The sequence below is a fragment of the Roseateles hydrophilus genome (genome assembly GCF_026712245.1).
GTDB classification, from domain to species: Bacteria; Pseudomonadota; Gammaproteobacteria; order Burkholderiales; family Burkholderiaceae_C; genus Pelomonas; species Pelomonas hydrophilus.
On the sequence record NZ_JAPPUY010000004.1, the window covers coordinates 303046 to 326185 of the forward strand.

Here is a 23140-nt window from a genome sequence, read left to right on the forward strand (position 1 = left end):
GATGCCAATCACGTGTGCTGGGGACGGGACTCGAACCCGTACGGGGTTTTCGCCCCGGCGGATTTTAAGTCCGCTGCGTTTACCGATTTCGCCACCCCAGCTCAGGATGGAAGGACATCGACGACGTGTCCATGTCCATTTTACCAGAAGATGCTTGTAACGGGAACCAGCTTAGAAGGTGCTGGTAGACGGGACTTGAACCCGTACGCCTGTTGAGGGCGGCGGATTTTAAGTCCGCTGCGTTTACCGATTTCGCCACCCGCGCTCCGGCCGAATTATCTGCGGCCGCAGAAAAGAAAACGGGAGACTCGATTGCTCGAATCTCCCGTGAATTTGGAGCGGGTAACGAGGCTCGAACTCGTGACCTCAACCTTGGCAAGGTTGCGCTCTACCAACTGAGCTACACCCGCGCATTTCGCCTGATCTTGCGATCAGACATCGGTGCGACCGATTTCTAACTGGAGCGGGTAACGAGGCTCGAACTCGTGACCTCAACCTTGGCAAGGTTGCGCTCTACCAACTGAGCTACACCCGCATGGTGTCTTTTTGGAGGCGCGGTCCGGAGTCGAACCGGACTAACCGGATTTGCAATCCGGGGCATAACCGCTTTGCTACCGCGCCGCCGTAAAACCCAAATCAACGCCGTTGGTGCGACGTCGACACTGACTGATGAAAAAGGGAAGCCGGGGCTTCCCTTTTCTAAAACCTGGAGCGGGTAACGAGGCTCGAACTCGTGACCTCAACCTTGGCAAGGTTGCGCTCTACCAACTGAGCTACACCCGCATTGCGTCAGCTTTCGCCAAGCAATTTCGCCAACTCGTTTCGATTTCTCTCAGCGATCTAGCGAAGCTGGCATTGTAAGCCAGTTTTTGCCAGGGCCGCAAGCCCTGACGCGTTTTTTTCAGTGCGGCACCGCTGCAGTCTTGCCGGCGACCTCTTCAGGCTTGGCCGCCGCAACGGGCACTTCCTCGTCCGGCAGGGGCGTCGGCGCGGCTTCAAGTGCCACTTCCAGCACACGTTCGATCCAACGAACCGGCACGATCTCGAGCTGGTTCTTCACGTTCTCCGGAATGTCCTGCAGGTCCTTGACGTTCTCTTCCGGGATCATCACGGTCTTGATGCCGCCGCGGTGGGCCGCTAGCAGCTTCTCCTTCAGGCCGCCGATCGCCGTCACCTCGCCACGCAACGTGATCTCGCCGGTCATCGCGACGTCAGCGCGCACCGGGATGCCCGTCAGCGCCGACACGAAGGCCGTCGTCATGGCCGCGCCAGCGCTCGGACCATCCTTGGGCGTCGCACCATCGGGCACGTGCACGTGGACGTCGCGCTTCTCGAAGACCTCGTCCTTGATGCCCAGGCGGCGAGCGCGTGAACGCACCACGGTGCGAGCCGCTTCGACGGACTCCTTCATCACATCGCCCAGCGAGCCGGTGCGGATGATGTTGCCCTTGCCCGGCATGGCCGTGGCTTCGATGGTCAACAGATCGCCGCCCACTTCCGTCCACGCGAGGCCGACGACCTGGCCGACCTGGTTCTTCTTCTCGGCACGACCGAAGTCGTACTTGCGCACGCCGAGGAAGTCGTGGAGGTTGTCCTCCGTGACGACGACCTTGCTGTCATAGGTCTTGAGCTGGATGCCCTTGACCACCTTGCGGCAGATCTTGGACATCTCGCGCTCGAGCGAGCGAACGCCGGCTTCCCGCGTGTAGTAGCGGATCACGCCACGCACCGCGGACTCGGTGACTTCCAGCTCCTCGTCCTGCACGCCGTTGTTCTTGCGTTGCTTGGGCAGCAGGTAGGTCTGCGCGATGTTGACCTTCTCGTCCTCGGTGTAGCCCGACAGGCGGATCACTTCCATCCGGTCCAGCAGCGCCGGCGGGATGTTCATCGAGTTCGACGTGGCAACGAACATCACGTCCGACAGGTCGAAGTCGACCTCGATGTAGTGGTCGCCGAAGGTGTGGTTCTGCTCGGGGTCCAGCACCTCCAGCAGCGCCGACGACGGGTCGCCGCGGAAGTCCATGCCCAGCTTGTCGATCTCGTCGAGCAGGAACAGTGGATTGCGCGTGCCGACCTTGGTCAGCGACTGCAGCACCTTGCCCGGCATGGAGCCGATGTAGGTGCGGCGGTGGCCACGGATCTCGGCTTCATCGCGCACGCCGCCCAGCGCCATGCGGATGAACTTGCGGCCGGTGGCGCGCGCCACGCTCTGGCCGAGCGAGGTCTTGCCGACGCCCGGAGGGCCGACCAGGCACAGGATGGGCGCCTTGACCTTGTCGACGCGCTGCTGCACCGCGAGATATTCAAGGATGCGGTCCTTGACCTTCTCGAGGCCGTAGTGGTCTTCGTTGAGCACGTCCTCGGCGTTCTTGAGGTCGTGCTTGATCTTGGTCTTCTTGCTCCAGGGCAGGTTGACCAGGGTGTCGATGTAGTTGCGCACCACGGTCGCCTCGGCGGACATGGGCGACATGAGCTTGAGCTTCTTGAGCTCGGCGTCGGCCTTCTTGCGGGCCTCCTTGGGCATCTTGGCGGCGAGGATCTTCTTCTCGAGTTCCTCCATGTCGGCGCCGTCTTCGCCGTCGCCGAGTTCCTTCTGGATGGCCTTGACCTGCTCGTTCAGGTAGTACTCGCGCTGGCTCTTCTCCATCTGGCGCTTGACGCGGCCACGGATGCGCTTCTCGACCTGCAGGATGTCGACTTCGTGCTCGAGCAGGTCGAGCAGCTTCTCCAGGCGCTTGGCGACGTCGGCCAGGTCGAGCACGGCCTGCTTGGCGTCGAGCTTGAGCGGCAGGTGCGCGGCGATGGTGTCGGCCAGGCGGCCCGGGTCGTCGATGCCGCCGATGGACGTGAGGATCTCAGGCGGGATCTTCTTGTTGAGCTTGACGTACTGGTCGAACTGCTGCGTCACGGCGCGGCGCAGGGCCTCGACTTCGGGCGCGTGCTCGGTCTCGGGCGGGATGGGGGTCACTTCGGCGACGAAGTGCTCACCCGGCTCGGTGATGGACTGCGTGGTGGCGCGCTGCAGGCCTTCGACCAGCACCTTCACGGTGCCGTCGGGCAGCTTGAGCATCTGCAGGATGCTGGAGACGCAACCGACCTCGAACATGTCTTCGGGCTTGGGCTCGTCCTTGCCAGCGGCCTTCTGCGCAACCAGCATGATCTGGCGGCCGGCTTCCATCGCGGCTTCCAGCGCCTTGATGGACTTGGGACGCCCGACGAACAGCGGGATGACCATGTGCGGGAACACGACCACATCACGCAGCGGCAACAGCGGCAGCGTGATCGGGTCGGCGGGGAGGATGGGGTGTCCGGACATGAAGACCTCTCTTTCTCAGACCCATGTGCGGCCTGAGGGGGCGATTGCAAGTTGAGGGCTTGGCGCGTGCTCAGGCACTGGCCTTGGCTTGCTCGCGATAGACGAGCAAGGGACGTGCCGACGCGTCCTCGATGTTGTGCTCGTCCAGCACAACCTTCTCGACGCCTTCCAGCGCCGGCAGGTCGAACATGGTGTCGATCAGGGACTGCTCCATGATGCTGCGCAGGCCGCGCGCGCCGGTCTTGCGTGCCAGCGCCTTGCGCGCGATGGCGGCGAGCGCCGGCTTGCGGATCTCCAGCTCGACGCCGTCCATCTCGAACAGTTGCTGATACTGCTTGACCAGTGCGTTCTTCGGCTCGGTCAAGATCTGGATCAGCGCGTCCTCCGTCAGCTCACCCAGCGTCGCAACGACGGGCAGGCGGCCCACCAGTTCGGGGATGAGGCCGAACTTGATGATGTCCTCGGGCTCGCACTCGCGGAAGACCTCGCCGACCTTCTTGTCGGACTTGCTCTTCACGGTCGCGCCGAAACCGATGCCGGACTTCTCGCTGCGGTTCTGGATGACCTTTTCCAGGCCGTCGAAGGCACCGCCGCAGATGAACAGGATGTTGGTCGTGTCGATCTGCAGGAAATCCTGGTTCGGGTGCTTGCGGCCGCCCTGCGGCGGCACCGAGGCCATCGTGCCTTCGACGAGCTTCAGCAGCGCCTGCTGCACACCTTCGCCGGACACGTCGCGCGTGATGGACGGGTTGTCGGCCTTGCGCGAGATCTTGTCGATCTCGTCGATGTAGACGATGCCGCGCTGCGCACGCTCGACGTCGTAATTGCAGTTCTGCAGCAACTTCTGAATGATGTTCTCGACGTCCTCGCCCACATAGCCGGCTTCGGTCAGCGTCGTTGCATCGGCGATCACGAACGGCACGTTCAGCAGCCGTGCCAGCGTCTGGGCCAGCAGCGTCTTGCCGGAACCCGTGGGGCCGATCAAGAGGATGTTGCTCTTGGACAGCTCGACCGATTCCTTGGCCGTTGCCATGTGGCGCAGGCGCTTGTAGTGGTTGTAGACGGCCACGGCCAGCGTGCGTTTGGCCACGTCCTGGCCGATGACGTACTGGTCCAGGCTGGCCTTGATCTCGCTGGGCACGGGCAGGTCAGACTTGCCGGCGCGCGCAGCCGGCGCGGGTGCAGGAACCTCGTCGCGGACGATGTCGTTGCAAAGCTCAATGCACTCGTCGCAGATGAAGACGGACGGGCCGGCGATCAGTTTCTTGACCTCATGCTGGCTCTTGCCGCAGAAGGAGCAGTACAGAACTTTCTCGCTGGAGGTGCCTTTTTTCTCGGCCATGAAACTGCTCGATGAGAGGCGGAATGCCTCGAATGATGATAGTCCAAACGGTCACGGGACCCTTGTGGAGATAAGGGTCCCGATTTCGCTGCGATTCCCTGGGGCCGCTCGCGGCCCTGCAGAACTCAGGGGCGGTGTTCCAGCACCTGGTCGATCAGACCGTAAGCCTGCGCCTCAGCGGCGGACATGAAGTAATCGCGTTCGGTATCCGACTGGATTTTCTCCAGCGTCTGGCCCGTGCGCTCGGCGAGGATGCGGTTCAGCGCCTCACGCGTCTTCAGGATTTCACGCGCATGGATTTCAATATCCGTGGCCTGACCCTGTGCGCCGCCCAGCGGCTGGTGAATCATGACCTTGGCATTGGGCAGCGAGAAGCGCTTGCCTTTGGCGCCGGCCGACAGCAGGAAGGCGCCCATGCTGGCCGCCATGCCCATGCACAGCGTCGACACCTCGGGCTTGATGAAGTTCATCGTGTCGTAGATCGACATGCCGGCGGAGACGCTGCCGCCCGGGCTGTTGATGTACAGCGAGATCTCCTTGTCGGGGTTCTCGCTCTCCAGGAACAGCAGTTGCGCGACGACGAGGTTGGCGACAGCGTCGTTGACGGGGCCGACCAGGAAGATGATGCGCTCGCGCAGCAGGCGCGAGTAGATGTCGTAGGCGCGCTCACCGCGGCCCGACTGTTCGATGACCATGGGCACCATGCCCAGGTTGCTGGTTTCAAGCGCGCTCATTCAGATCCTTGGAATTCAATACGTCCTGTGATGGGGGCAGATTATGGCCACGCAAGAAAGAAGGCGCCGGGCCTTGCGGCGCGGCGCCTCATCTGAGGTGTGGCTTCTTAGTTGCCCTGGGCCATCAGCTCGTCGAACGGCAGGGCCTTGTCGGTGACCTTGGCGGTCGCCAGCACGAAGTCCGTCACGTTGTTTTCAACGACGACGGCTTCCACTTCGGCCATGCGCTCGCGGTCGCTCAGGTACCAGCGCATCACTTCGGCGGGCTTCTCGTAGCTCTGCGACAGTTCTTCGATGTGCGACTGCAGCTGGGCCGGCTTGGCCTGCAGGTTGTTGGCGCGCACCAGTTCGGCCACCACCAGACCCAGGCGCACGCGGCGCTCCGCCTGGGGCTTGAAGATGTCGGCGGGGATCTCGGCCTTGTCGGCATCCTTGACGCCGCGCTTCTTCAGGTCCTCACGGGCCTGACCGACCATGCGCTCGGCTTCGCCCTGCACCAGCGCGTTGGGCACGTCCAGCTCGGACACGGCCACCAGTGCGTCCATCACGGCGCCCTTGTTGCGAGCCAGCACCCGGAACTTCACCTCGCGCTCGAGGTTCTTCTTGATGTCGGCGCGCAGGGCTTCGACGGTCGCGTCCTTGATGCCCAGCGACTTGGCGAACGCCTCGTTCACTTCGGGCAGGTGCTGGGCTTCGATCTTCTTGACGGTCACGAGGAAGTCGGCTTCCTTGCCGGCCACGTCCTTGCCGTGGTAGTCCTCAGGGAACTGCAGCGGGAAGGTCTTGCTCTCGCCGGCCTTCATGCCGCGCACAGCGGCGTCGAACTGCTCCAGCATCTGGCCTTCGCCGATCAGGAACTGGAAGCCTTCGGCCTTGCCGCCCTGGAAGGGCTCGCCGTCGATCTTGCCTTCGAAGTCGATGGTCACGCGGTCACCGGCGGCAGCCACGTCGGCGGCGGCGCGCTGGGCGAAGCTGCGGCGCTGCTTGCGCAGGATCTCGACGGTCTTGTCGATGGCTTCTTCGGTCACGTCGCTGGTGACGCGCTCGACTTCAGCCGCGGCCAGGTCGCCGATCTTGACTTCGGGGTAGACCTCGAACGTCGCCTCAAAGGCCATCTGACCTTCAGGCGCTTCGTTCTTCTGCTCGATGCGCGGCATGCCGGCAACGCGCAGTTGCGCTTCGTTGGCGGCGTTGTTGAAGGCGGCGCCGAGCTTGTCGTTGACGACTTCGTACTGCACCGAGTAGCCGTAGCGCTGGGCGACGACGTTCATCGGCACCTTGCCGGGGCGGAAGCCGTCGGCCTTGACGGTGCGGGCCAGCTTCTTGAGGCGGGCTTCGACTTCGCTGTTGATCTCAGCGGCCGCCACGTGCAGGGTGATGCGGCGTTCCAGCTTTTCGAGGGTTTCGACGGTGACGGCCATGTTGGACTCGGGAACAGTTGAAGGACAGTGGTGCGCGGGGCCGGACTCGAACCGGCACGCCCGTGAAGGCGTCAGGACCTAAACCTGGTGCGTCTACCAATTTCGCCACCCGCGCAACGGGTTGGTTCTGGAAGGGTTGCCCGTCGTTTCAGACGCTGGCAACCCCGTTAGACACGATTCGGGCGATTCGGCAAACCGGCGATTGTAGCGACCCCGCAAGGTTTGGCCGCCGCCCCGGCGTGCGGGGCGGCAAAACCCTAGGGTGCGTGCGGCGTCAGGCCTCGGCGGGCAGCTCGCTGTGCAGGCGGCTGTGCTCTTCCTCGGCAGGCCGCACGACGCGGAACCAGGCCGCGTACATGGCCGGCAGCGCCAACAGCGTCAGCACGGTGGCGACGATGAGGCCGCCCATGATGGCCACGGCCATCGGGCCCCAGAACACGCTGCGCGACAGCGGGATCATGGCCAGCACAGCCGCTGCGGCCGTCAGCACGATGGGGCGGAAGCGCCGCACCGCCGACTCGACGATGGCCGACCAGTCCGGCACGCCACGGGCGCGGTCCTGCTCGATCTGGTCGATGAGGATGACGGAGTTGCGCATGATCATGCCCATCAGCGCGACAACGCCCAGCAGCGCGACGAAGCCGAACGGCCGGTTCAGCACCAGCAGCGCCATCGCCACGCCGGCAATGCCCAGCGGCCCGGTCAGGAAGACCAGCATCGCGCGGCTGAAGCTCTGCAGCTGCAGCATCAGCAGTGTGAAGGTGATGAACAGCATCACCGGCACACCCGCCGCGATGGAGCCCTGGCCCTTGCTGCTTTCCTCGACGGCGCCCGCAATGGCAATGCCATAGCCGGTGGGCATCTGCTTGCGCAGCTCGTCCAGCCGGGGCCAGACCTCCTTCGTGACAGTGGCACCCTGCAGCCCTTCGGCCACGTCGCCCTGCACGGTGACGGCGTACTGGCGGCCCTCGCGCCACATGACGCCGGGCTCCCAGTCGAACTCGATCTTCGCGATCTGCGTCAGCGGGATCGCACGGCCGGTGCTCGTGGGCACGTAGGCGTTGCCGATGTCGGTGATGACGGCGCGCTCGTCGGCCGGCTGGCGCAGCACGATGTTGATGAGCTTGTCGGCCTCGCGGTACTGGCCGACGGTGGTGCCCGACAGCAGCGTGCGCGCCGACTGCGCCAGGCCCTGGCTCGTGACGCCCAGCGCGCGCGCCTTGTCCTGGTCGACGTTCAGGCGCAGCGTCTTGACGTTCTCGTTCCAGTTGTCGTTAACGCCGCGCATGTTGGGGCTGGCGCGCAGGATGTCCTTGGCCTTGTCCGCCCATTCGCGCACGACCTTGGGATCGGCACCCGTGACGCGGAACTGCACCGGGTAGGGCACCGGCGGGCCGTTGGGCAGCAGCTTCACGCGGCCGCGCGCCTCGGGGAACTCCTCGGCCAGCACGGCCGGCAGGCGCTTGCGCAGCTCCTCGCGCTCCTCCAGGCCCTTGGGCAGCAGGATGGACTGCGTCACGTTGGAGGCCGGGAAGATGGTGTCCAGCGGCAGGTAGAAGCGCGGCACGCCCGAGCCCACCCAGCTCGTCACCGAGGCCATGCCCGGCTCCTTCAGCATGCGCGCCTCGAAGCGCTTGGCCAGCGCCTCGGTCTCCTGGATGGTGGCGCCCTCGGGCAGCGTCAGGTCGACGAGGATCTCGGGGCGGCTGGAGTCAGGGAAGAACTGCTGCTGCACGCGCGTCATGCCGAACAGCCCCAGGCCGAAGACCAGCAGCGTGATTGCGATGGTCGTCCAGCGGTTCTCCACGCACCAGCGCACCAGGCTGCGGAAGCGGTTGTAGAACGGCGTGTCGAACAGCTCGTGCACCTCGCCGTCGGCCGAGGGCTTGCTCTTCAGCAGCAAGGCGCCCAGATAGGGCACGAAATACACCGACGCCACCCACGACACCACCAGCGCCGCGGCCGTCACCGCGAAGATCGCGAACGTGTACTCGCCGGTGGTCGACTTCGCCAGCCCGATGGGCAGGAAGCCCACCGCCGTGATCAGCGTGCCGGTCAGCATGGGCATGGCCGTCACGTCGTAGGCGAACGTGGCGGCGTGCATCTTGTCGTAGCCCTCTTCGAGCTTTCGCACCATCATCTCGACGGCAATGATGGCGTCGTCCACCAGCAGGCCCAGCGCAATGATCAGCGAGCCCAGCGAGATCTTGTGCAGGCCCACGCCCCAATAGAACATGGCAACGAAGGTGATGGCCAGCACCAGCGGGATGGTGATGCCGACCACCAGGCCCGGCCAGATGTCGATGCGGAACCCGCCGCCCGCCTTCTTGTGCAGGCCCAGCGACAGGAAGCTGACCGCCAGCACGATGACGACGGCCTCGATCAGCACGTTGACGAACTCGCTCACCGAGGTCGTGACCGCCTTGGGCTGGTCCTGGATCTGCGCCAGCTGGATGCCGGCTGGCAGATCCCGCTCGATGGCCTTGGTCGCCACGCCCAGCGCCTTGCCCATCGCGATGATGTCGCCGCCCTTGGCCATGGAGACACCCAGCGCCAGCACGTCCCGGCCCTGGTAGCGCACGGTCGTGGTGGGCGGGTCGACGTACTCGCGCTTGATGGCGGCGATGTCGCCCAGGCGCAGTTGGCTGGCCGCACCGGTCTGCGGGTTGACGGCGCGGATGGGCACGTCGGCCAGCGCCTGCACCGACGTGAACTGACCCTGCACGCGGATCTGGAAATTCGCGCTGCCCGCGTTCATGACGCCGGCACCCTCGACCGCGTTCTGCGCGCCGATCTGGTTGATGACCTGGCCGAAGTCCAGGCCCAGCTGCGCCAGGCGCTTCTGCGACACCTCGATGAACAGCTTCTCGGGCTGGATGCCGTAGATCTCGACCTTGGCCACGTCCTTGACCTGCAGCAGCGCCTGGCGCACGCGGTCGGCGTGCTCGCGCAGCTCCTCGCGGCTGAAGCCATCGGCGGAGAGCGCGTAGATGGAACCGTAAACGTCGCCGAACTCGTCGTTGAAGAACGGGCCGATGACGCCCTGCGGCAGCGTCAGCCGCATGTCGCCCACCTTCTTGCGCACCTGGTACCAGATGCCGGCCACTTCGGCGGGCGGCGTGCTGTCCTTGAGCTGGAAGATGGTGATGGACTCGCCGGGCTTGGTGGACGAGCGGATCTTGTCCGCGTAGTTCACCTCCTGCAGCGTCTTCTCGATCTTGTCGGTGACCTGGTCGGCCATCTGCTGCGCCGTCGCGCCCGGCCAGAAGGCCTGCACGATCATGACGCGGAAGGTGAATGGCGGGTCTTCGTCCTGCCCCAGCTGGAAGTAGGCCGCGAAGCCCATCAGCATCAGCACCACCATCAGGTAGCGCGTCAGCGCCGGATGCTCCAGCGCCCAGCGGGAGATGTTGAAGCGGTCGCCCAGCGCGGGCTTGTTCGGCGGGATGTTCATGCGCGGGCCCGGCTCAGCGAGAGGCGGCCGGGGCAGCCGGCTGCGGAGCGGCGCTGCGCGGCGGCACGTAGCGCTTGACCTTCTGGCCCGGAGTCAGCACGTGCACGCCGGCCACGACGACCTCCTGGCCGGCGCTGAGGCCGCTGGCAACCACGACCTCGTTGCCATCCGCGCCGCCCACCTGCACCGCCACCGGCTTGACCGTCATCGTCGCGCCGTCCAGCACCCAGACCGAGGTCTTGCCCGACTGCTGCAGCACGGCCGTCAGCGGCAGCTTGATGATGTTGGCCGTCTGCGGCAGGTCGAGCACGACGGTGGCCGTCTGCCCGGGCTTCACATCCAGCTTGCCGGCATCCGCCTTGATGAGGAAGGTGCGCGTCACAGGGTCTGCCGCACCGGCCACCTCGCGCACCTTCAGCGGCGCTGTCGCGTCGCTGCCCCACAGGCGCACCTTGAGTGCGCCCGGCTGGCTGGCCGCTGCCCGCACGCGGCCGATCTGATCTTCGGGCACCGAGAAGACGACATCGCGCGGCCCGTCCAGCGCCACCGTGACCACCGGCGTGCCCGCAGCCAGCACCTGTCCGGGCTCGGCACTGACGCCCGTGACGACCCCGGCGCCATCGGCCAGCAACTGCGCATAGCCAGCCTGGTTGGCTTGCACATCGGCCTGCGCCTTGGCCTGATCCAGCTGCGCCTGGGCCGCCTTGAAGACCGAGTCACGGCGCTCCAGCTCGGCCGCGCTGATGAAGCCCTGGCGCTGCAGATCCACGAAACGCTTGTAGTCAGCGCCGGCCTGGTCCCGGTTGGTGCGCGCAGCTGCAACCGCCGCCGTGGCCGCCGCCTGGGCCAGCTTGAGATCCTGCGCATCCAGCCTCGCCAGCACCTGGCCCGGCCTGACGGTCGCCCCGAGGTCCACCTCGCGGCTGGCAAGCTTGCCGCCGACGCGGAAGGACAGGCGAGACTCGACGCGCGCCTTCACCTCGGCCGCATACTGATGGCTGGCGCTTGCCGATCCCGCACTCACCACTTGCGTGCGCACGGCGCGCTCGGGCTCTGGCGCAGCGGCCTGCTTGCCACAACCGGTCAGCAAGGCCGAAAGCAGAACCGCCAGCAGCAAGGGCGGCGCGAGACGCAGGAGATGGGACATGCAGACCTCGGCAAGAAGGGACGGCCGGCTTGGAAATTTAATGACCGGCGGGTCAGTAATGTATTCAGACCCTGTGACCAGTGTCAAACCTCGGGGAGGTTCGCTGGAACGGCGGGCATTTGCAAGCGGAACTTGAGAAACAGCTTGAGCGTCGACCACTACGAGAACTTTCCTGTTGCATCGCTGCTGTGTCCGCCCGCGCTGCGGCCGGCGGTTGTGGCCATCTACCACTTCGCACGCACGGCCGACGACCTGGCCGACGAGGGCGTGGCCCCGACTGCGCAGCGCCGGCAGGACCTGCAGGCCTACCGCGCCGACCTGGCAGCCGTCGTCGCCGGGCAGGCGCCCTCCCCGCGCTGGGACCGGGTGTTCACACCACTGGCGCATAAGCTGCACCGGCTGCAGCCCGCGCTGCTGCACGATCTGCTGGACGCCTTTGAGCAAGACCTGGCGCCGCCCCGCTACCGCGACCGCGCCCACCTGCTGGACTACTGCCGCCGCTCGGCCAACCCGGTCGGGCGACTGCTGCTCGGGCTGTATGGCGTGGACGACGCCGACTCGCTGCGCCGCTCAGATGCGATCTGCTCGGCACTGCAGCTGATCAACTTCTGGCAGGACTTCAGCCGCGACGGCCCCAACGGTCGGCTCTACGTGCCGCAGGACGACCTGGACCGCCACGGCATCACCGCTGACGACGTGCTGGCCTGCCGCGACAGCCCCGCCGCCCGCGCGCTGATCCGCGAGCTGTGCGGCTGGGCACGGACGCTGATGCAGGACGGCGCGCCGCTGGCGCTGAGCCTGCGCGGCCGCGCCGGCTGGGAGCTGCGCCTCGTCGTGCAGGGTGGCCTGCTCATCCTGGACAAGATTGCTGCCGGCGGCCACGACAGCCTGCGGCGCCGCCCCGCCATCACGGCCTGGGATCTGCCCCGCTTGCTGTGGCGTGCGCTGACAATGCGGGCCACATCATGACCCCAGAGCAATACGTCCAGGAGAAGGCCGCCGCGAGCGGCTCGAGCTTCTATTACGCCTTCCTGTTCCTGCCGCCGCCCCGGCGCGCAGCCATCACGGCCTTCTACGCGTTCTGCCGTGAGGTTGACGACGTCGTCGACGAAACGCAGGACGCTGGCGTCGCCGCGACCAAGCTGGCCTGGTGGCGCAAGGAAGCCGCCGCCGCCTTTGCCGGCCAGCCCAGCCACCCGGCCATGAAGGCGCTGATGCCGCACGTGCAGGCCTACGACATCCGGCTGGAGCACCTGCTGGCCGTCATCGAAGGCTGCGAGATGGACCTGCAGCAGACGCGCTACCTGGACTACGCCGGCCTCGCCCGCTACTGCCACCTGGTGGCCGGCATCGTCGGCGAGGTGGCCAGCGGCATCTTCGGCCGCACGCAGCCGCAGACCGTCGAGTACGCCCACAAGCTGGGCCTGGCCATGCAGCTGACCAACATCATCCGCGACGTCGGCGACGACGCGCGGCGCGGCCGCATCTACCTGCCGGTGAACGAACTGCAGCAGTTCGGCGTCAAGGCCAACGAGATCCTGCTGCGCAGCAAGCCCTGGGGCTACAGCGAGCGCTTCACGGCATTGATGCAGTTCCAGGCCGAGCGTGCGCACCGCCTGTACGACGAGGCCGTCGCCCTGCTGGCCGACACCGACCGCAGCGCCCAGAAGCCCGGCCTGATGATGGCCAACATCTACCGCGCGCTGCTCGTCGAGATCGAGCGCGAACAGTTCCAGGTGCTGCACCAGCGCATCGCGCTGACGCCGGTGCGCAAGCTCTGGATCGCGATGAAAACCAACTGGCGCGGGCGTTGAAGGTCGCCATCGTTGGAGGCGGCTGGGCCGGCATCTCGGCGGCCGTCACGCTGGCCGATGTGGGCCATGAGCTCACCGTCTTCGAGATGGCGCCGCAGCTTGGCGGCCGGGCGCGCAGCGTGGCCGGAGCGCCCGACTACGACAACGGCCAGCACATCCTCATCGGCGCCTACGGCGACAGCCTGGCGCTGATACGCCGCCTCGGCGTCGACCCCGAACAGGTACTGACGCGGCTGCCGCTGGCCCTGCCCTATCCCGGCGAGCCCGGCCTGCAACTGCACCCCGGGCCGCCGCTGATCGCCTTCGCGCGCGGCGTGCTGGCGCACCGCGGCTGGCCGCTCGGCGCCCGGCTGGGGCTGCTGGCCGCCGCCGGCGGCTGGCTGGCGCGCGGGTTTCGCTGCGGTGAGCAACTGAGCGTCGCCGAACTCTGCGCCGGCCTGCCGGCGGTCGTGAAGCGCGACCTCGTCGAGCCGTTGTGCGTCGCCGCGCTGAACACGCCAGCGCCCCAAGCCAGCGCGCGCGTGTTCCTGCGCGTGCTGCGAGACGCGCTGTTCAGCGGCGCCGGCAGCGCCGACCTGCTGCTGCCGCGGCGGCCACTGTCTGCGCTGCTGGCCGGGCCGGCGACGGCGTGGCTGGGCGAGCGGCTGCGCCTGGGCGCGCGCGTGCGGCAGATCGAACCCGGCTGGCGCGTCGACGGCGAGCCCTTCGACGCCGTCGTGCTGGCCTGCACCAGCGTGGAGGCCGCGCGACTGACCGCGAGCATCGCCCCCGTGTGGTCGGCCACTGCGCAGGGCCTGGGCTTCGAGCCCATCATCACCGTCTATCTGCACAGCCCCGGCAGCGCGCTGCCCTCACCGATGCTGGCGCTGCGCGAGGGCGCCGACGCACCGGCCCAGTTCGTCTTCGACCACGGCGCGCTGGGCGGGGCAGCGGGGCGCTTCGCCTTCGTCGTCAGCGGCGCCGCGCCGTGGGTGGCGCGCGGCGGCTGCGGCGAGGCCGTGCTGGCGCAGGCAACGCGCGAGTTGCACTGGGCCACGCCGCCCGTCATCGACAAGGTGCTGACCGAAAAGCGCGCCACCTTCGCCTGCACGCCGGGCCTGGCGCGCCCGCCGGCCTGCGTGGCGCCCGGCCTGTGGGCCGCCGGTGACTACATCGACGGCCCCTACCCCGCGACGCTGGAAGGCGCCGTGCGCGCCGGCCGCACTGCCGCTCAGGGCGTCGCGGCTGGCGGGGGCAGAGGCGCGAACGGCGCCGCCAGCGGCTCGCCGACAAACACGCCCTGCGCCGGCCAGGCCACGCTGCGCCAGTAGGCCTCCAGCGCGCTGACGCCCTGGCCGTAGGCCTGCATCAGCGCCTGCGGGTGCGGGAACTTCTGGACGTGGTTGCACGGCTCGCTGACCGTGCCGTAGCTGGCCGTCGCGCCGGCATCGATCCAGTCAAGCACGCTCATCTGGCCTTCGCCGGCCGGGCGGTCAAGCTGGCCGCCAAATGACGTCAAGTGGTCCGCCAGCGCCCCCGGCAGCCACTCGCCACCCAGCGGCGCGGGCACACGCGCCAGGCCGGTCTGGTAGACCAGCGTGCGGCGCATGTCCGGCAGCGCGCTGCTGTGGACGCGCACCACTTCCAACGCCGCCACGCCGGGCACCGCCCCCGCGGGCGGAAACAGGCGTTCGCGCACGTTGCGCGCGGCATCCGGGGTGGCGGCGAGGTAGGCCTGGGCCGGCACGGCACCGGGCGCAGCCAGCATGTGGTCAGACGCAATGCCCCGCTCGATCATCGCCAGCGCCGCCGGTACCGAGCGGGCGGCCAGCTGCATCGCGGGCCGCATGCCCAGCACGGGCCAGGGCCGCGCGCCGCTGTAGCCCGGGTAAGGGCTGGGCCGTGTGGCCGCGCAGGAGTTCGCGCACAACTCCGGCAACAGGCCCAGCGCCAACGCACTGGTCAGCGCATTGCACGCCACCGCATAGGGCTGCACCCAGGCCAGCGCCAGGCCGTTGACGCCCTCGGGCATGTGCCCGCGCACGGCTTCGTCCAGCGCGCTGAACTCCTGCGGCGTCAGGCTGGCGCGCAGCGGCAGCTGCACGCGCAGCACCTGGGCATCGGGGATGCCGCGCCGCCGGGCGTAGAACTCGCCCACGGACACCGAGTACGGGTCGGCCGTGTTGATCACCAGGCCCAGGCTGCCGGCCGTGATGCGGCCATGCAGCCGGGGCCAGGATGACCACCGCGTGCCGGAGTCCGCCGCGGCCGCCTGCGGCGGGGCCACCAGGCCCAGCAGCGCCAAGGCCAGAATTTGCCACGTTCTGAACGCCGCTTTCGCCATACAAAACAACCGCAATCTCCCCGACAATGGCCGCATGAAACCCAAAGAAGCGCAGACGCCCGCGATCCAGGTGCTGGAGCGCATGTTCGCGCTGCTGGATGTGCTGGCCCAGCACCAGGACCCGGTGTCGCTGAAGGCGCTGTCCGAGGCCACCGGCCTGCACCCCTCGACGGCACATCGCATTCTGAATGACCTGACGCTGGGGCGTTTCGTCGACCGCCCCGAGGCAGGAAGCTACCGCCTGGGCATGCGCATGCTGGAGCTGGGCAACCTCGTGAAGGCCCGGCTGGACGTGCGCGATGCCGCACTGCCGGCCATGCGCGAGCTCCACAAGTTCACCCACCAGCCGGTCAACCTGTCGGTGCGCCAGGGCGACGAGATCGTCTACATCGAGCGCACCTACTCCGAGCGCTCTGGCATGCAGGTCGTGCGGGCCGTCGGCGGCCGCGCGCCGCTGCACCTCACCTCGGTGGGCAAGTTGTTCCTCGCCAGCGACGACAGCCTGCGCGTGCGCGCCTACGCCACGCGCACCGGCCTGGCCGGCCACACGCGCAACAGCCTGACCGAGGTCGGCGCGCTGGAGCGCGAGCTCGCGGCCGTGCGCCAGCGCGGCATCGCGCGCGACGACGAGGAGCTGGAGCTGGGCGTGCGCTGCATGGCCGCCGGCATCTACGATGACCAGGCCAAGCTGGTGGCCGGCCTGTCCATCTCCGCGCCGGCCGACCGACTGGAGGAAGGCTGGGTGGTGCGGCTCAAGGAAACGGCAGCGCAGATCTCGGCGGCGCTCGGCTACCGCGGCTGACTCAGCCCGTCACACCCGCCAAAACAAACGCGGCGCCTTGGCGCCGCGTTTGTTTTGGCCTGCCGCCTCAGAGCTTGGCGGCAGCCGGCGCGTCGCCCTGCAGCGACGTGAGCCACTTGCGCATGCGCTCGGCGTCCGCGATCCGCGCGCTCTTGCCGCTCGAATCCAGGAACACCATGATGAGCTTGCGGCCCGCCATGCTGGCCTGCATGACGACGCACTTGCCGGCCTCGTTGATGAAGCCGGTCTTCTGCAGGCCGATGTCCCACAGCGGGTTGGCCAGCAGCCCGTTGGTGGAGCGGAACTGCACCATGCGCTTGCCCAGCGCCACGCGGGCCTCGCGCGAGGTGGACATGTCGCGCAGGATGGGCACCTGGCTGGTCACATCCACCAGCTTGGCCAGGTCGGCGGCGCTGCTTTGATTGCGGCTGGACAGGCCGGTGGGCTCGACGTAATGCGTGTCCGTCATGCCCAGGCTGGCAGCCTTGGCGTTCATGGCTGCCACGAAGGCGGTCAGGCCGCCGGGGTAATGCCGGCCAAGCGCATGGGCAGCGCGGTTCTCGCTGGACATCAGCGCCAGGTGCAGCATCTCGGCACGCGTCAGCGTCGTGCCGAAGGCCAGGCGTGAGCCGGTGTTCTTCTCGGTGTCCTTGTCCTCGACCGTGACGGTCAGCTTCTCGTCCATCGGCAGGCCGGATTCGACGACCACCAAGGCCGTCATCAGCTTGGTGATGGACGCGATGGGCAGCACCGCCTGCGGGTTCTTAGAGAACAGCACCTCGTTGGTGTCCTGGTCCAGCACATAGGCGACGCTGGACTTGAGCGACAGCGGGTCGTCCGCCTCATGCAGGCCAGCCGCCTGGCCGAAGGTGGGCGCTGCGCGCACCACCGGCTTGCGCACGACAACCGAACGCACCTTGCGCGTGGGCGCAGGCGCCGACTTGGCCTTGGTGACTTTGGCAACTTTGGCGGTCTTGGCCTTGGTGGGCTTGCTGGCAGCCGCGGATTGGGCCGCAGCGCTGTAGGACGACAGGCCCAGGCAAAGACTCAGGAAGGCGGCGGCGAATGGAATCTTCAACGGTGTCCCCAACAGCAGAGCGGCAGTGTAAGTGACGCCAAAAACATCGACAAGATAAGAACTTAGGCCACAAACCTCAAGTGAGGTCTCGGGCCTGCCGTTCCCGGCCTGGCGGCGATTTCCGCGCGATCAAGTAGGCCTGGGCCGACGGCACAGCGGTATCGGGATCAGCCCGCAAGCGGCAGCCATCGCCCCACGCCTTGATTCTGTTGGCATCCACCCCGCCCGGTGCGGGGAGCACCCCGGCGTTTGCGCGCCAGATTCCACGCCATGCACCCAGGCGAAGCGCGCCGGCCGCCTCCCGGCGGCAGCCCGGTGCACCGCGCCGATCAGCCCTGGGCGGCGACGCGTTCACCCTTGCTCTGCAGCTTGTTGAGGGCACTCAGGTAGGCCTTGGCGGACGCGACGACGATGTCCGGGTCCGCGCCCACGCCGTTGACGACGCGGCCGGCATGCTGCAGCCGCACCGTCACCTCGCCCTGGGACTCGGTGCTGCCGCCGGTGATGGCATTGACCGAGTACAGCAGCATCTCGGCGCCGGACTGCACGACCGACTCGATGGCCTGCAGCGTCGCGTCCACCGGGCCGTTGCCGTCGCTCTCGGCGCGGTGCTCCTGCGCCCCCATCGCAAAGACGATGGCGGCGTGCGGGCGCTCGCCGGTCTCGCTGCGCTGGGACAGCGACAGCAGCCGGAAATGCTCCTGCTCGGACGTGACGGACTCGTCCATGACGAGGGCGATGATGTCCTCGTCGAAGATCTCGTTCTTGCGGTCGGCCAGGTCCTTGAAGCGCACAAAGGCCGCGTTGACCTCGGCCTCGCTCTCCAGCTGGATGCCCAGTTCCTGCAGGCGCTGCTTGAAGGCGTTGCGCCCCGAAAGCTTGCCCAGCACGATCTTGTTGGCCGCCCAGCCCACGTCCTCGGCGCGCATGATCTCGTAGGTGTCGCGCGCCTTCAGCACGCCGTCCTGGTGAATGCCACTCGCATGCGCGAAGGCATTCGCGCCGACGACGGCCTTGTTGGGCTGCACGACGAAGCCGGTGGTCTGCGACACCAGCTTGGAGGCGGGCACGATCTGCGAGGTCTCGATGCCGACATCCAGGCCGAAGTAGTCACGCCGCGTCTTGACGGCCATGACGACCTCTTCGAGCGAGCAGTTGCCGGCGCGCTCGCCCAGGCCGTTGATGGTGCACTCGATCTGCCGTGCCCCGCCGATCTTCACGCCGGCCAGCGAGTTGGCCACCGCCATGCCCAGGTCGTTGTGGCAGTGCACGCTCCAGACGGCCTTGTCAGAGTTGGGCACCTTCTCGCGCAGGCGGCGGATGAAGTCGCCGTAGAGCTCGGGGATGCCGTAGCCGACCGTATCCGGGATGTTGATGGTGCCGGCGCCTTCGCGGATCACGGCTTCGCAGACGCGGGCGAGGAAGTCGATGTCCGAGCGGTAGCCATCCTCGGGCGAGAACTCGATGTCGCCGCACAGGTTGCGGGCGAAACGCACCGCCAGCGTCGCCTGGTCCAGCACCTGCTCGCGCGTCATGCGCAGCTTCTTCTCCATGTGGAGTTCGCTGGTGGCGATGAAGGTATGGATGCGCGCGCGGTTGGCGGGCTGCAGCGCCTCGGCGGCGCGCGCGATGTCGCGGTCATTGGCGCGGGCCAGCGAGCAAATGGTGCTGTCCTTCACGGCCGCGGCAATGGCACGCACGGCCTCGAAGTCACCGTTGCTGGACGCGGCGAAGCCGGCCTCGATGACGTCGACCTTCATGCGCTCCAGCTGACGCGCGATGCGCAGCTTCTCGTCACGCGTCATGGACGCGCCGGGCGACTGTTCGCCGTCACGCAGCGTGGTGTCGAAGATGATGAGCTTGTCGGTCATTGCGCGTTTTCCTCTCGTTGTTGGGGCACGGTCACCGGCGCGCGCGCCAGGCCGGACAGGACGGCCTGCATGGACGCACGCACGATGCTGCCATCGATGCCCACGCCGTGGCGCGTCACGTCGCCGACACGGATTTCCAGATAAGCCACGGCGCGGGCATCGGCACCGCTGCCGATGGCGTGCTCGTGATAGTCCAGCACACGCACGTCCTCGCCGAGCCGGGTGGACAGAGCCTGCACGAAGGCGTCGATGGGGCCGTTGCCCTCGCCCTGCACATGGCCCACCCAGCCGCCCAGCACGACCTCGGCCGACACCCGCATCGTGCCGCCCGCGACCTCGCTCATCTGCGGCTGCACCACGGCGGCGGCGGCATCGCCGATGCCGTACTCGCGCTCGAAGATGGCGTAGATGTCGGCTGCGGTCAGCTCCTTGCCAGCGTCGTCCATCACGCGCTGAACCACCTGGCTGAACTCGATCTGCAGCCGCCGCGGCAGTTCCAGGCCGTACTCGGCCTCCAGCAGGTAGGCAATGCCGCCCTTGCCCGACTGGCTGTTCACGCGGATGACCGCGTCATAGCTGCGTCCCAGGTCCTTGGGGTCGACGGGCAGATAAGGCATGTCCCAGATGTCGCCGTCCTTGCGGGCCGCGAAGGCCTTCTTGATGGCGTCCTGGTGGGAGCCGGAGAAGGAGGTGTACACGAGATCGCCCACGTAGGGGTGGCGTGGGTGGACCGGGATCTGCGTGCAGTGCTCAACGCAGCGGCGCACCTCGTCGATGTCCGAGAAGTCCAGCTGCGGGTCCACACCCTGGGTGTAGAGATTGAGGGCGATGTTGACGAGGTCGACGTTGCCGGTGCGCTCGCCGTTGCCGAACAGGCAGCCTTCGATGCGGTCGGCACCGGCCATCAGTGCCAGCTCGCCGGCCGCCGTGCCCGTGCCGCGGTCGTTGTGGGGGTGCACGGACAACACGATGCTGTCGCGCCGCTCCAGGTGGCGGTGCATCCACTCGATCATGTCGGCAAAGATGTTGGGCGTGCTGTGCTCGACGGTGGACGGCAGGTTGATGATGCACTTGCGCTCGGGCGTGGGCGCCCAGACTTCCGTGACCGCGTCGACGACGCGCTTGCTGAAGGCCAGCTCCGTGCCGGAGAACATCTCGGGCGAGTACTCGAAGCGCCAGTCGGTGCCGGGGCGCGCATCGGCCAGTTCCTTGATCTGGCGGGCATGCGTGGCGGCGAGTTCGACGATGCCGTCTTCGTCCTGCCCCAGCACGACGCGTCGCATGATGAGCGCGACCGCGTTGTAGACGTGCACGATCACGCGCTTGGCGCCGTCCAGCGCCTCAAAGGTGCGCTCGATCAGGTGGCTGCGCGCCTGCGTCAGCACCTGGATGCTGACGTCGTCGGGGATGTGGCCACCGTCGATGAGCAGGCGAACGAAGTCGAACTCGGTCTGCGACGCCGACGGGAAACCGACCTCGATCTCCTTGAAGCCGATCTTCACCAGCTGCTGGAACATGCGCAGCTTGCGCGCGATGTCCATGGGCTCGATGAGGGCCTGGTTGCCGTCACGCAGGTCGGTGCTCAGCCAGATCGGCGCACGGGTCAGCACGGCATCGGGCCAGGTGCGGTCCGGCAGTGCGATCGGGGCGAAGGGGCGGTACTTGAGCTGCGGTTGCTTCAACATGGGAGGTCCATCCGAGAGGTGGGTGGCGCAACCGGCAGCCTTGGAAAACACGAACGGCCCGCTGCGGTTGCAAACGGGCCGTTGGGGTCAGGGGAGCGTGCGTGCGAACAGGCGTGACTGACTAGCGAACCCGTGGTTCCTCTAGGGCTAGTAGCAGTTGAATTCGCGCGGCGCCTTGCATGGGGCTGGAATCTAGCACGAACGCCTATTGATGCAAGCCGCGCTCATCGGGCTCGTCGGTGCTTGTGGAGATGACCGAAACCGGCTTGCCCTTGGCCTTGCGCCAGGCATAGATGACATAGCCCGACAGGCCGTAAACACAGAAGGCACCGAACAAAACGCGCGATGGGTCCAGTGCCGCCAGACCAATGGCGAGCATGATCAGCACCAGCACGATGAAGGGCACGCTGCGCCGCCGATCGAAGACTTTGAAGCTGTAGAAGGGCGCATTCGTGACCATCGAAAGCCCGGCGAACAGCGTGACGCCGTAGGCCGTCCAGGCCACCCAGCCGCCCGGCTCGACACCGCTGTAGCTGGCTTGATCCACCACGGCCCAGATCAGGCCGATGACCAGCGCCGCCGCCGCCGGGCTGGGCAAGCCCTGGAAATAGCGCTTGTCGACCACGCCGATGTTGACGTTGAAGCGCGCCAGCCGCAGCGCCGCACCGGCGATGTAGACAAAGGCCGGGATCCAGCCCGGCTTGCCCATGTCCTTCAGCGCCCACATGTAGACGATCAGGGCTGGCGCAGCGCCGAATGCCACCATGTCGGACAGGCTGTCCATCTGCTCGCCAAACGCGGACTGCGTGTTGGTCATGCGCGCGACACGGCCATCCAAACTGTCCAGGATGGCGGCGGCGAAGATGGCCACGCAGGCCACCTCAAACCGGCCATTCATGGCCATCACGATGGCGTAGAAGGCACTGAACAGCGAAGCCAGCGTGATGGCATTGGGCAGCGCGTAAATGCCTTTGCGGCGGGGGCGGACAGCGAGGCTGGGCTCGTCGTCCTCGATAGGGTCAGGAGTCATGGCCGGCAGGATAGCAGCGCGACAAAAGCAAAAGGCCGCGCCCTCGCGGACGCGGCCTTTCTCAGGGAGCCCAGGCTCAGTTCTTGGCCTTGTCGACCAGCTTGTTGGCCTTGATCCAGGGCATCATGTCGCGCAGCTTGGCGCCGACGACTTCGATCTGATGCTCCTCGGTCAGGCGGCGGCGGCTGATCAGCGTCGGGGCACCGGCCTTGTTCTCCAGGATGAAGGACTTGGCGTACTCGCCCGTCTGGATGTCCTTCAGGCACTGGCGCATCGCGTTCTTGGTCGCCTCGGTCACGACGCGCGGGCCGGTGACGTACTCGCCGTACTCGGCGTTGTTCGAGATCGAGTAGTTCATGTTCGCGATGCCGCCTTCGTAGATCAGGTCGACGATCAGCTTGAGCTCGTGCAGGCACTCGAAGTAGGCCATCTCGGGCGCGTAGCCGGCTTCGGTCAGCGTCTCGAAGCCCGCCTTGATCAGCTCGACGGCGCCGCCGCACAGCACGGCCTGCTCGCCGAACAGGTCGGTCTCGGTCTCTTCACGGAACGAGGTCTCGATGATGCCGGCCTTGCCGCCGCCGTTGGCTGCCGCGTAGCTCAGCGCCAGGTCGCGGGCCTTGCCGGTGGTGTCCTGATAGACGGCGATCAGGTGGGGCACGCCGCCACCCTGGCGGTAGGTGCCGCGCACGGTGTGGCCGGGGGCCTTGGGGGCGACCATCCAGACGTCGATGTCAGCGCGCGGCTGCACCTGGCCGTAGTGCACGTTGAAGCCGTGGGCGAAGGCCAGCGAGGCGCCGGCCTTCAGGTTGGGGGCGACTTCCTTGTTGTAGACATCGGCGATCTGCTCGTCGGGCAGCAGGATCATGACGACGTCGGCCGACTTCACGGCCTCGGCGATCTCGGCAACCTTCAGGCCGGCGCCTTCCGCCTTGGCCCACGACGCGCCGCCGCGGCGCAGCGCCACGGTGACCTTGCAGCCGCTGTCGTTCAGGTTCTGCGCGTGGGCGTGGCCTTGTGAGCCGTAGCCGATGATGGTGACGTTCTTGCCCTTGATGAGGCTGAGATCGGCGTCCTTGTCGTAATAGACGTTCATGATGGGTCGCTCCAGGAAAAAAGGGTGGTG

The 23140-nt window shown here is 67.1% G+C and carries 16 protein-coding genes and 7 tRNA genes; 4 read left to right on the top strand and 19 right to left on the bottom strand.

Features of this window, described 5'->3' with window-relative positions; translation table 11 throughout:
- Nucleotides 1–15 precede the first annotated feature (15 nt).
- The 13 genes from NYO99_RS16390 to NYO99_RS16450 form a co-directional block, all read right to left on the bottom strand.
- Nucleotides 16–101: transfer RNA gene (locus NYO99_RS16390), tRNA-Leu, on the bottom strand.
- Between the two features lie 81 nt (nucleotides 102–182).
- A tRNA-Leu gene (locus NYO99_RS16395) sits at nucleotides 183–260 on the bottom strand.
- Nucleotides 261–334: 74 nt separating this feature from the next.
- Nucleotides 335–410 (bottom strand) — tRNA-Gly (locus tag NYO99_RS16400).
- 49 nt (nucleotides 411–459) lie between these two features.
- Nucleotides 460–535: transfer RNA gene (locus tag NYO99_RS16405), tRNA-Gly, on the bottom strand.
- 12 nt (nucleotides 536–547) lie between these two features.
- Nucleotides 548–621: transfer RNA gene (locus NYO99_RS16410), tRNA-Cys, on the bottom strand.
- A gap of 86 nt (nucleotides 622–707) precedes the next feature.
- Nucleotides 708–783 (bottom strand) — tRNA-Gly (locus NYO99_RS16415).
- Nucleotides 784–901: 118 nt separating this feature from the next.
- Nucleotides 902–3316: an endopeptidase La gene (gene lon, locus NYO99_RS16420; protein WP_268168325.1), complete on the bottom strand. Its 2415-nt coding sequence runs from the start codon at nucleotides 3314–3316 to the stop codon at nucleotides 902–904.
- A gap of 70 nt (nucleotides 3317–3386) precedes the next feature.
- Nucleotides 3387–4658 (bottom strand): ATP-dependent Clp protease ATP-binding subunit ClpX, encoded by a 1272-nt coding sequence (clpX, locus tag NYO99_RS16425; protein ID WP_268168326.1) that lies wholly within the window; start codon nucleotides 4656–4658, stop codon nucleotides 3387–3389.
- 125 nt (nucleotides 4659–4783) lie between these two features.
- On the bottom strand, nucleotides 4784–5392 hold the full coding sequence (gene clpP, locus NYO99_RS16430) for an ATP-dependent Clp endopeptidase proteolytic subunit ClpP (protein ID WP_326494839.1): 609 nt from the start codon (nucleotides 5390–5392) through the stop codon (nucleotides 4784–4786).
- Nucleotides 5393–5499: 107 nt separating this feature from the next.
- On the bottom strand, nucleotides 5500–6813 hold the full coding sequence (gene tig, locus NYO99_RS16435) for a trigger factor (RefSeq protein WP_268168327.1): 1314 nt from the start codon (nucleotides 6811–6813) through the stop codon (nucleotides 5500–5502).
- A gap of 28 nt (nucleotides 6814–6841) precedes the next feature.
- Nucleotides 6842–6928 (bottom strand) — tRNA-Leu (locus NYO99_RS16440).
- A 159-nt stretch (nucleotides 6929–7087) separates the two neighbouring features.
- The gene (locus NYO99_RS16445; RefSeq protein ID WP_268168328.1) at nucleotides 7088–10267 is read right to left on the bottom strand and encodes an efflux RND transporter permease subunit; all 3180 of its coding nucleotides are present in this window, start codon (nucleotides 10265–10267) and stop codon (nucleotides 7088–7090) included.
- Nucleotides 10268–10280: 13 nt separating this feature from the next.
- Nucleotides 10281–11414, bottom strand: a complete 1134-nt coding sequence (locus NYO99_RS16450) for an efflux RND transporter periplasmic adaptor subunit (RefSeq protein WP_268168329.1) — start codon at nucleotides 11412–11414, stop codon at nucleotides 10281–10283.
- A 144-nt stretch (nucleotides 11415–11558) separates the two neighbouring features.
- Here NYO99_RS16450 and hpnC point away from each other — a divergent pair, with 144 nt between their 5' ends.
- Genes hpnC through hpnE form a run of 3 tightly spaced genes read left to right on the top strand, consistent with a single transcriptional unit; the run spans nucleotide 11559 to nucleotide 14538 of the window.
- Nucleotides 11559–12383 carry a squalene synthase HpnC gene (gene hpnC / locus NYO99_RS16455; protein WP_268168330.1) on the top strand — a complete coding sequence of 275 codons (825 nt, stop codon included), beginning with the start codon at nucleotides 11559–11561 and terminating at the stop codon, nucleotides 12381–12383.
- Nucleotides 12380–13228, top strand: a complete 849-nt coding sequence (gene hpnD / locus NYO99_RS16460) for a presqualene diphosphate synthase HpnD (protein WP_268168331.1) — start codon at nucleotides 12380–12382, stop codon at nucleotides 13226–13228. The genes hpnC and hpnD overlap by 4 nt, the downstream gene beginning before the upstream one ends.
- Nucleotides 13225–14538 (top strand): hydroxysqualene dehydroxylase HpnE, encoded by a 1314-nt coding sequence (hpnE, locus tag NYO99_RS16465; RefSeq protein WP_268168332.1) that lies wholly within the window; start codon nucleotides 13225–13227, stop codon nucleotides 14536–14538. Before hpnD ends, hpnE begins: the two co-directional genes overlap by 4 nt.
- Here hpnE and NYO99_RS16470 read toward each other — a convergent pair.
- The gene (locus NYO99_RS16470) at nucleotides 14439–15512 is read right to left on the bottom strand and encodes a TIGR03790 family protein (RefSeq protein WP_268168333.1); all 1074 of its coding nucleotides are present in this window, start codon (nucleotides 15510–15512) and stop codon (nucleotides 14439–14441) included. The genes hpnE and NYO99_RS16470 overlap by 100 nt on opposite strands.
- Before the next feature lie 73 nt (nucleotides 15513–15585).
- Between NYO99_RS16470 and NYO99_RS16475 the strand changes: the two genes are divergently transcribed.
- A complete protein-coding gene (locus NYO99_RS16475) occupies nucleotides 15586–16353 on the top strand; it encodes an IclR family transcriptional regulator (protein ID WP_268168334.1) in 768 nt (255 codons plus the stop codon).
- 67 nt (nucleotides 16354–16420) lie between these two features.
- Here the strand turns inward: NYO99_RS16475 and pbpG are convergent, their stop codons facing one another.
- From pbpG to ilvC, 5 genes are all read right to left on the bottom strand, one after another.
- Nucleotides 16421–17431, bottom strand: coding sequence for a D-alanyl-D-alanine endopeptidase (pbpG, locus tag NYO99_RS16480; protein ID WP_422395510.1), 1011 nt, complete (start codon nucleotides 17429–17431; stop codon nucleotides 16421–16423).
- A gap of 329 nt (nucleotides 17432–17760) precedes the next feature.
- Nucleotides 17761–19302: a 2-isopropylmalate synthase gene (locus tag NYO99_RS16485; RefSeq protein WP_268168335.1), complete on the bottom strand. Its 1542-nt coding sequence runs from the start codon at nucleotides 19300–19302 to the stop codon at nucleotides 17761–17763.
- Entirely contained in the window at nucleotides 19299–20987 is a 1689-nt protein-coding gene (leuA, locus tag NYO99_RS16490; RefSeq protein ID WP_268168336.1) for a 2-isopropylmalate synthase, read from the bottom strand. The genes NYO99_RS16485 and leuA overlap by 4 nt, the downstream gene beginning before the upstream one ends.
- A 205-nt stretch (nucleotides 20988–21192) precedes the next feature.
- Entirely contained in the window at nucleotides 21193–22017 is an 825-nt protein-coding gene (pssA, locus tag NYO99_RS16495) for a CDP-diacylglycerol--serine O-phosphatidyltransferase (RefSeq protein WP_268168337.1), read from the bottom strand.
- A gap of 76 nt (nucleotides 22018–22093) precedes the next feature.
- Complete coding sequence (gene ilvC / locus NYO99_RS16500; RefSeq protein ID WP_268168338.1) at nucleotides 22094–23110, bottom strand: ketol-acid reductoisomerase; 1017 nt, start codon at nucleotides 23108–23110, stop codon at nucleotides 22094–22096.
- Between the last annotated feature and the right edge of the window lie 30 nt (nucleotides 23111–23140).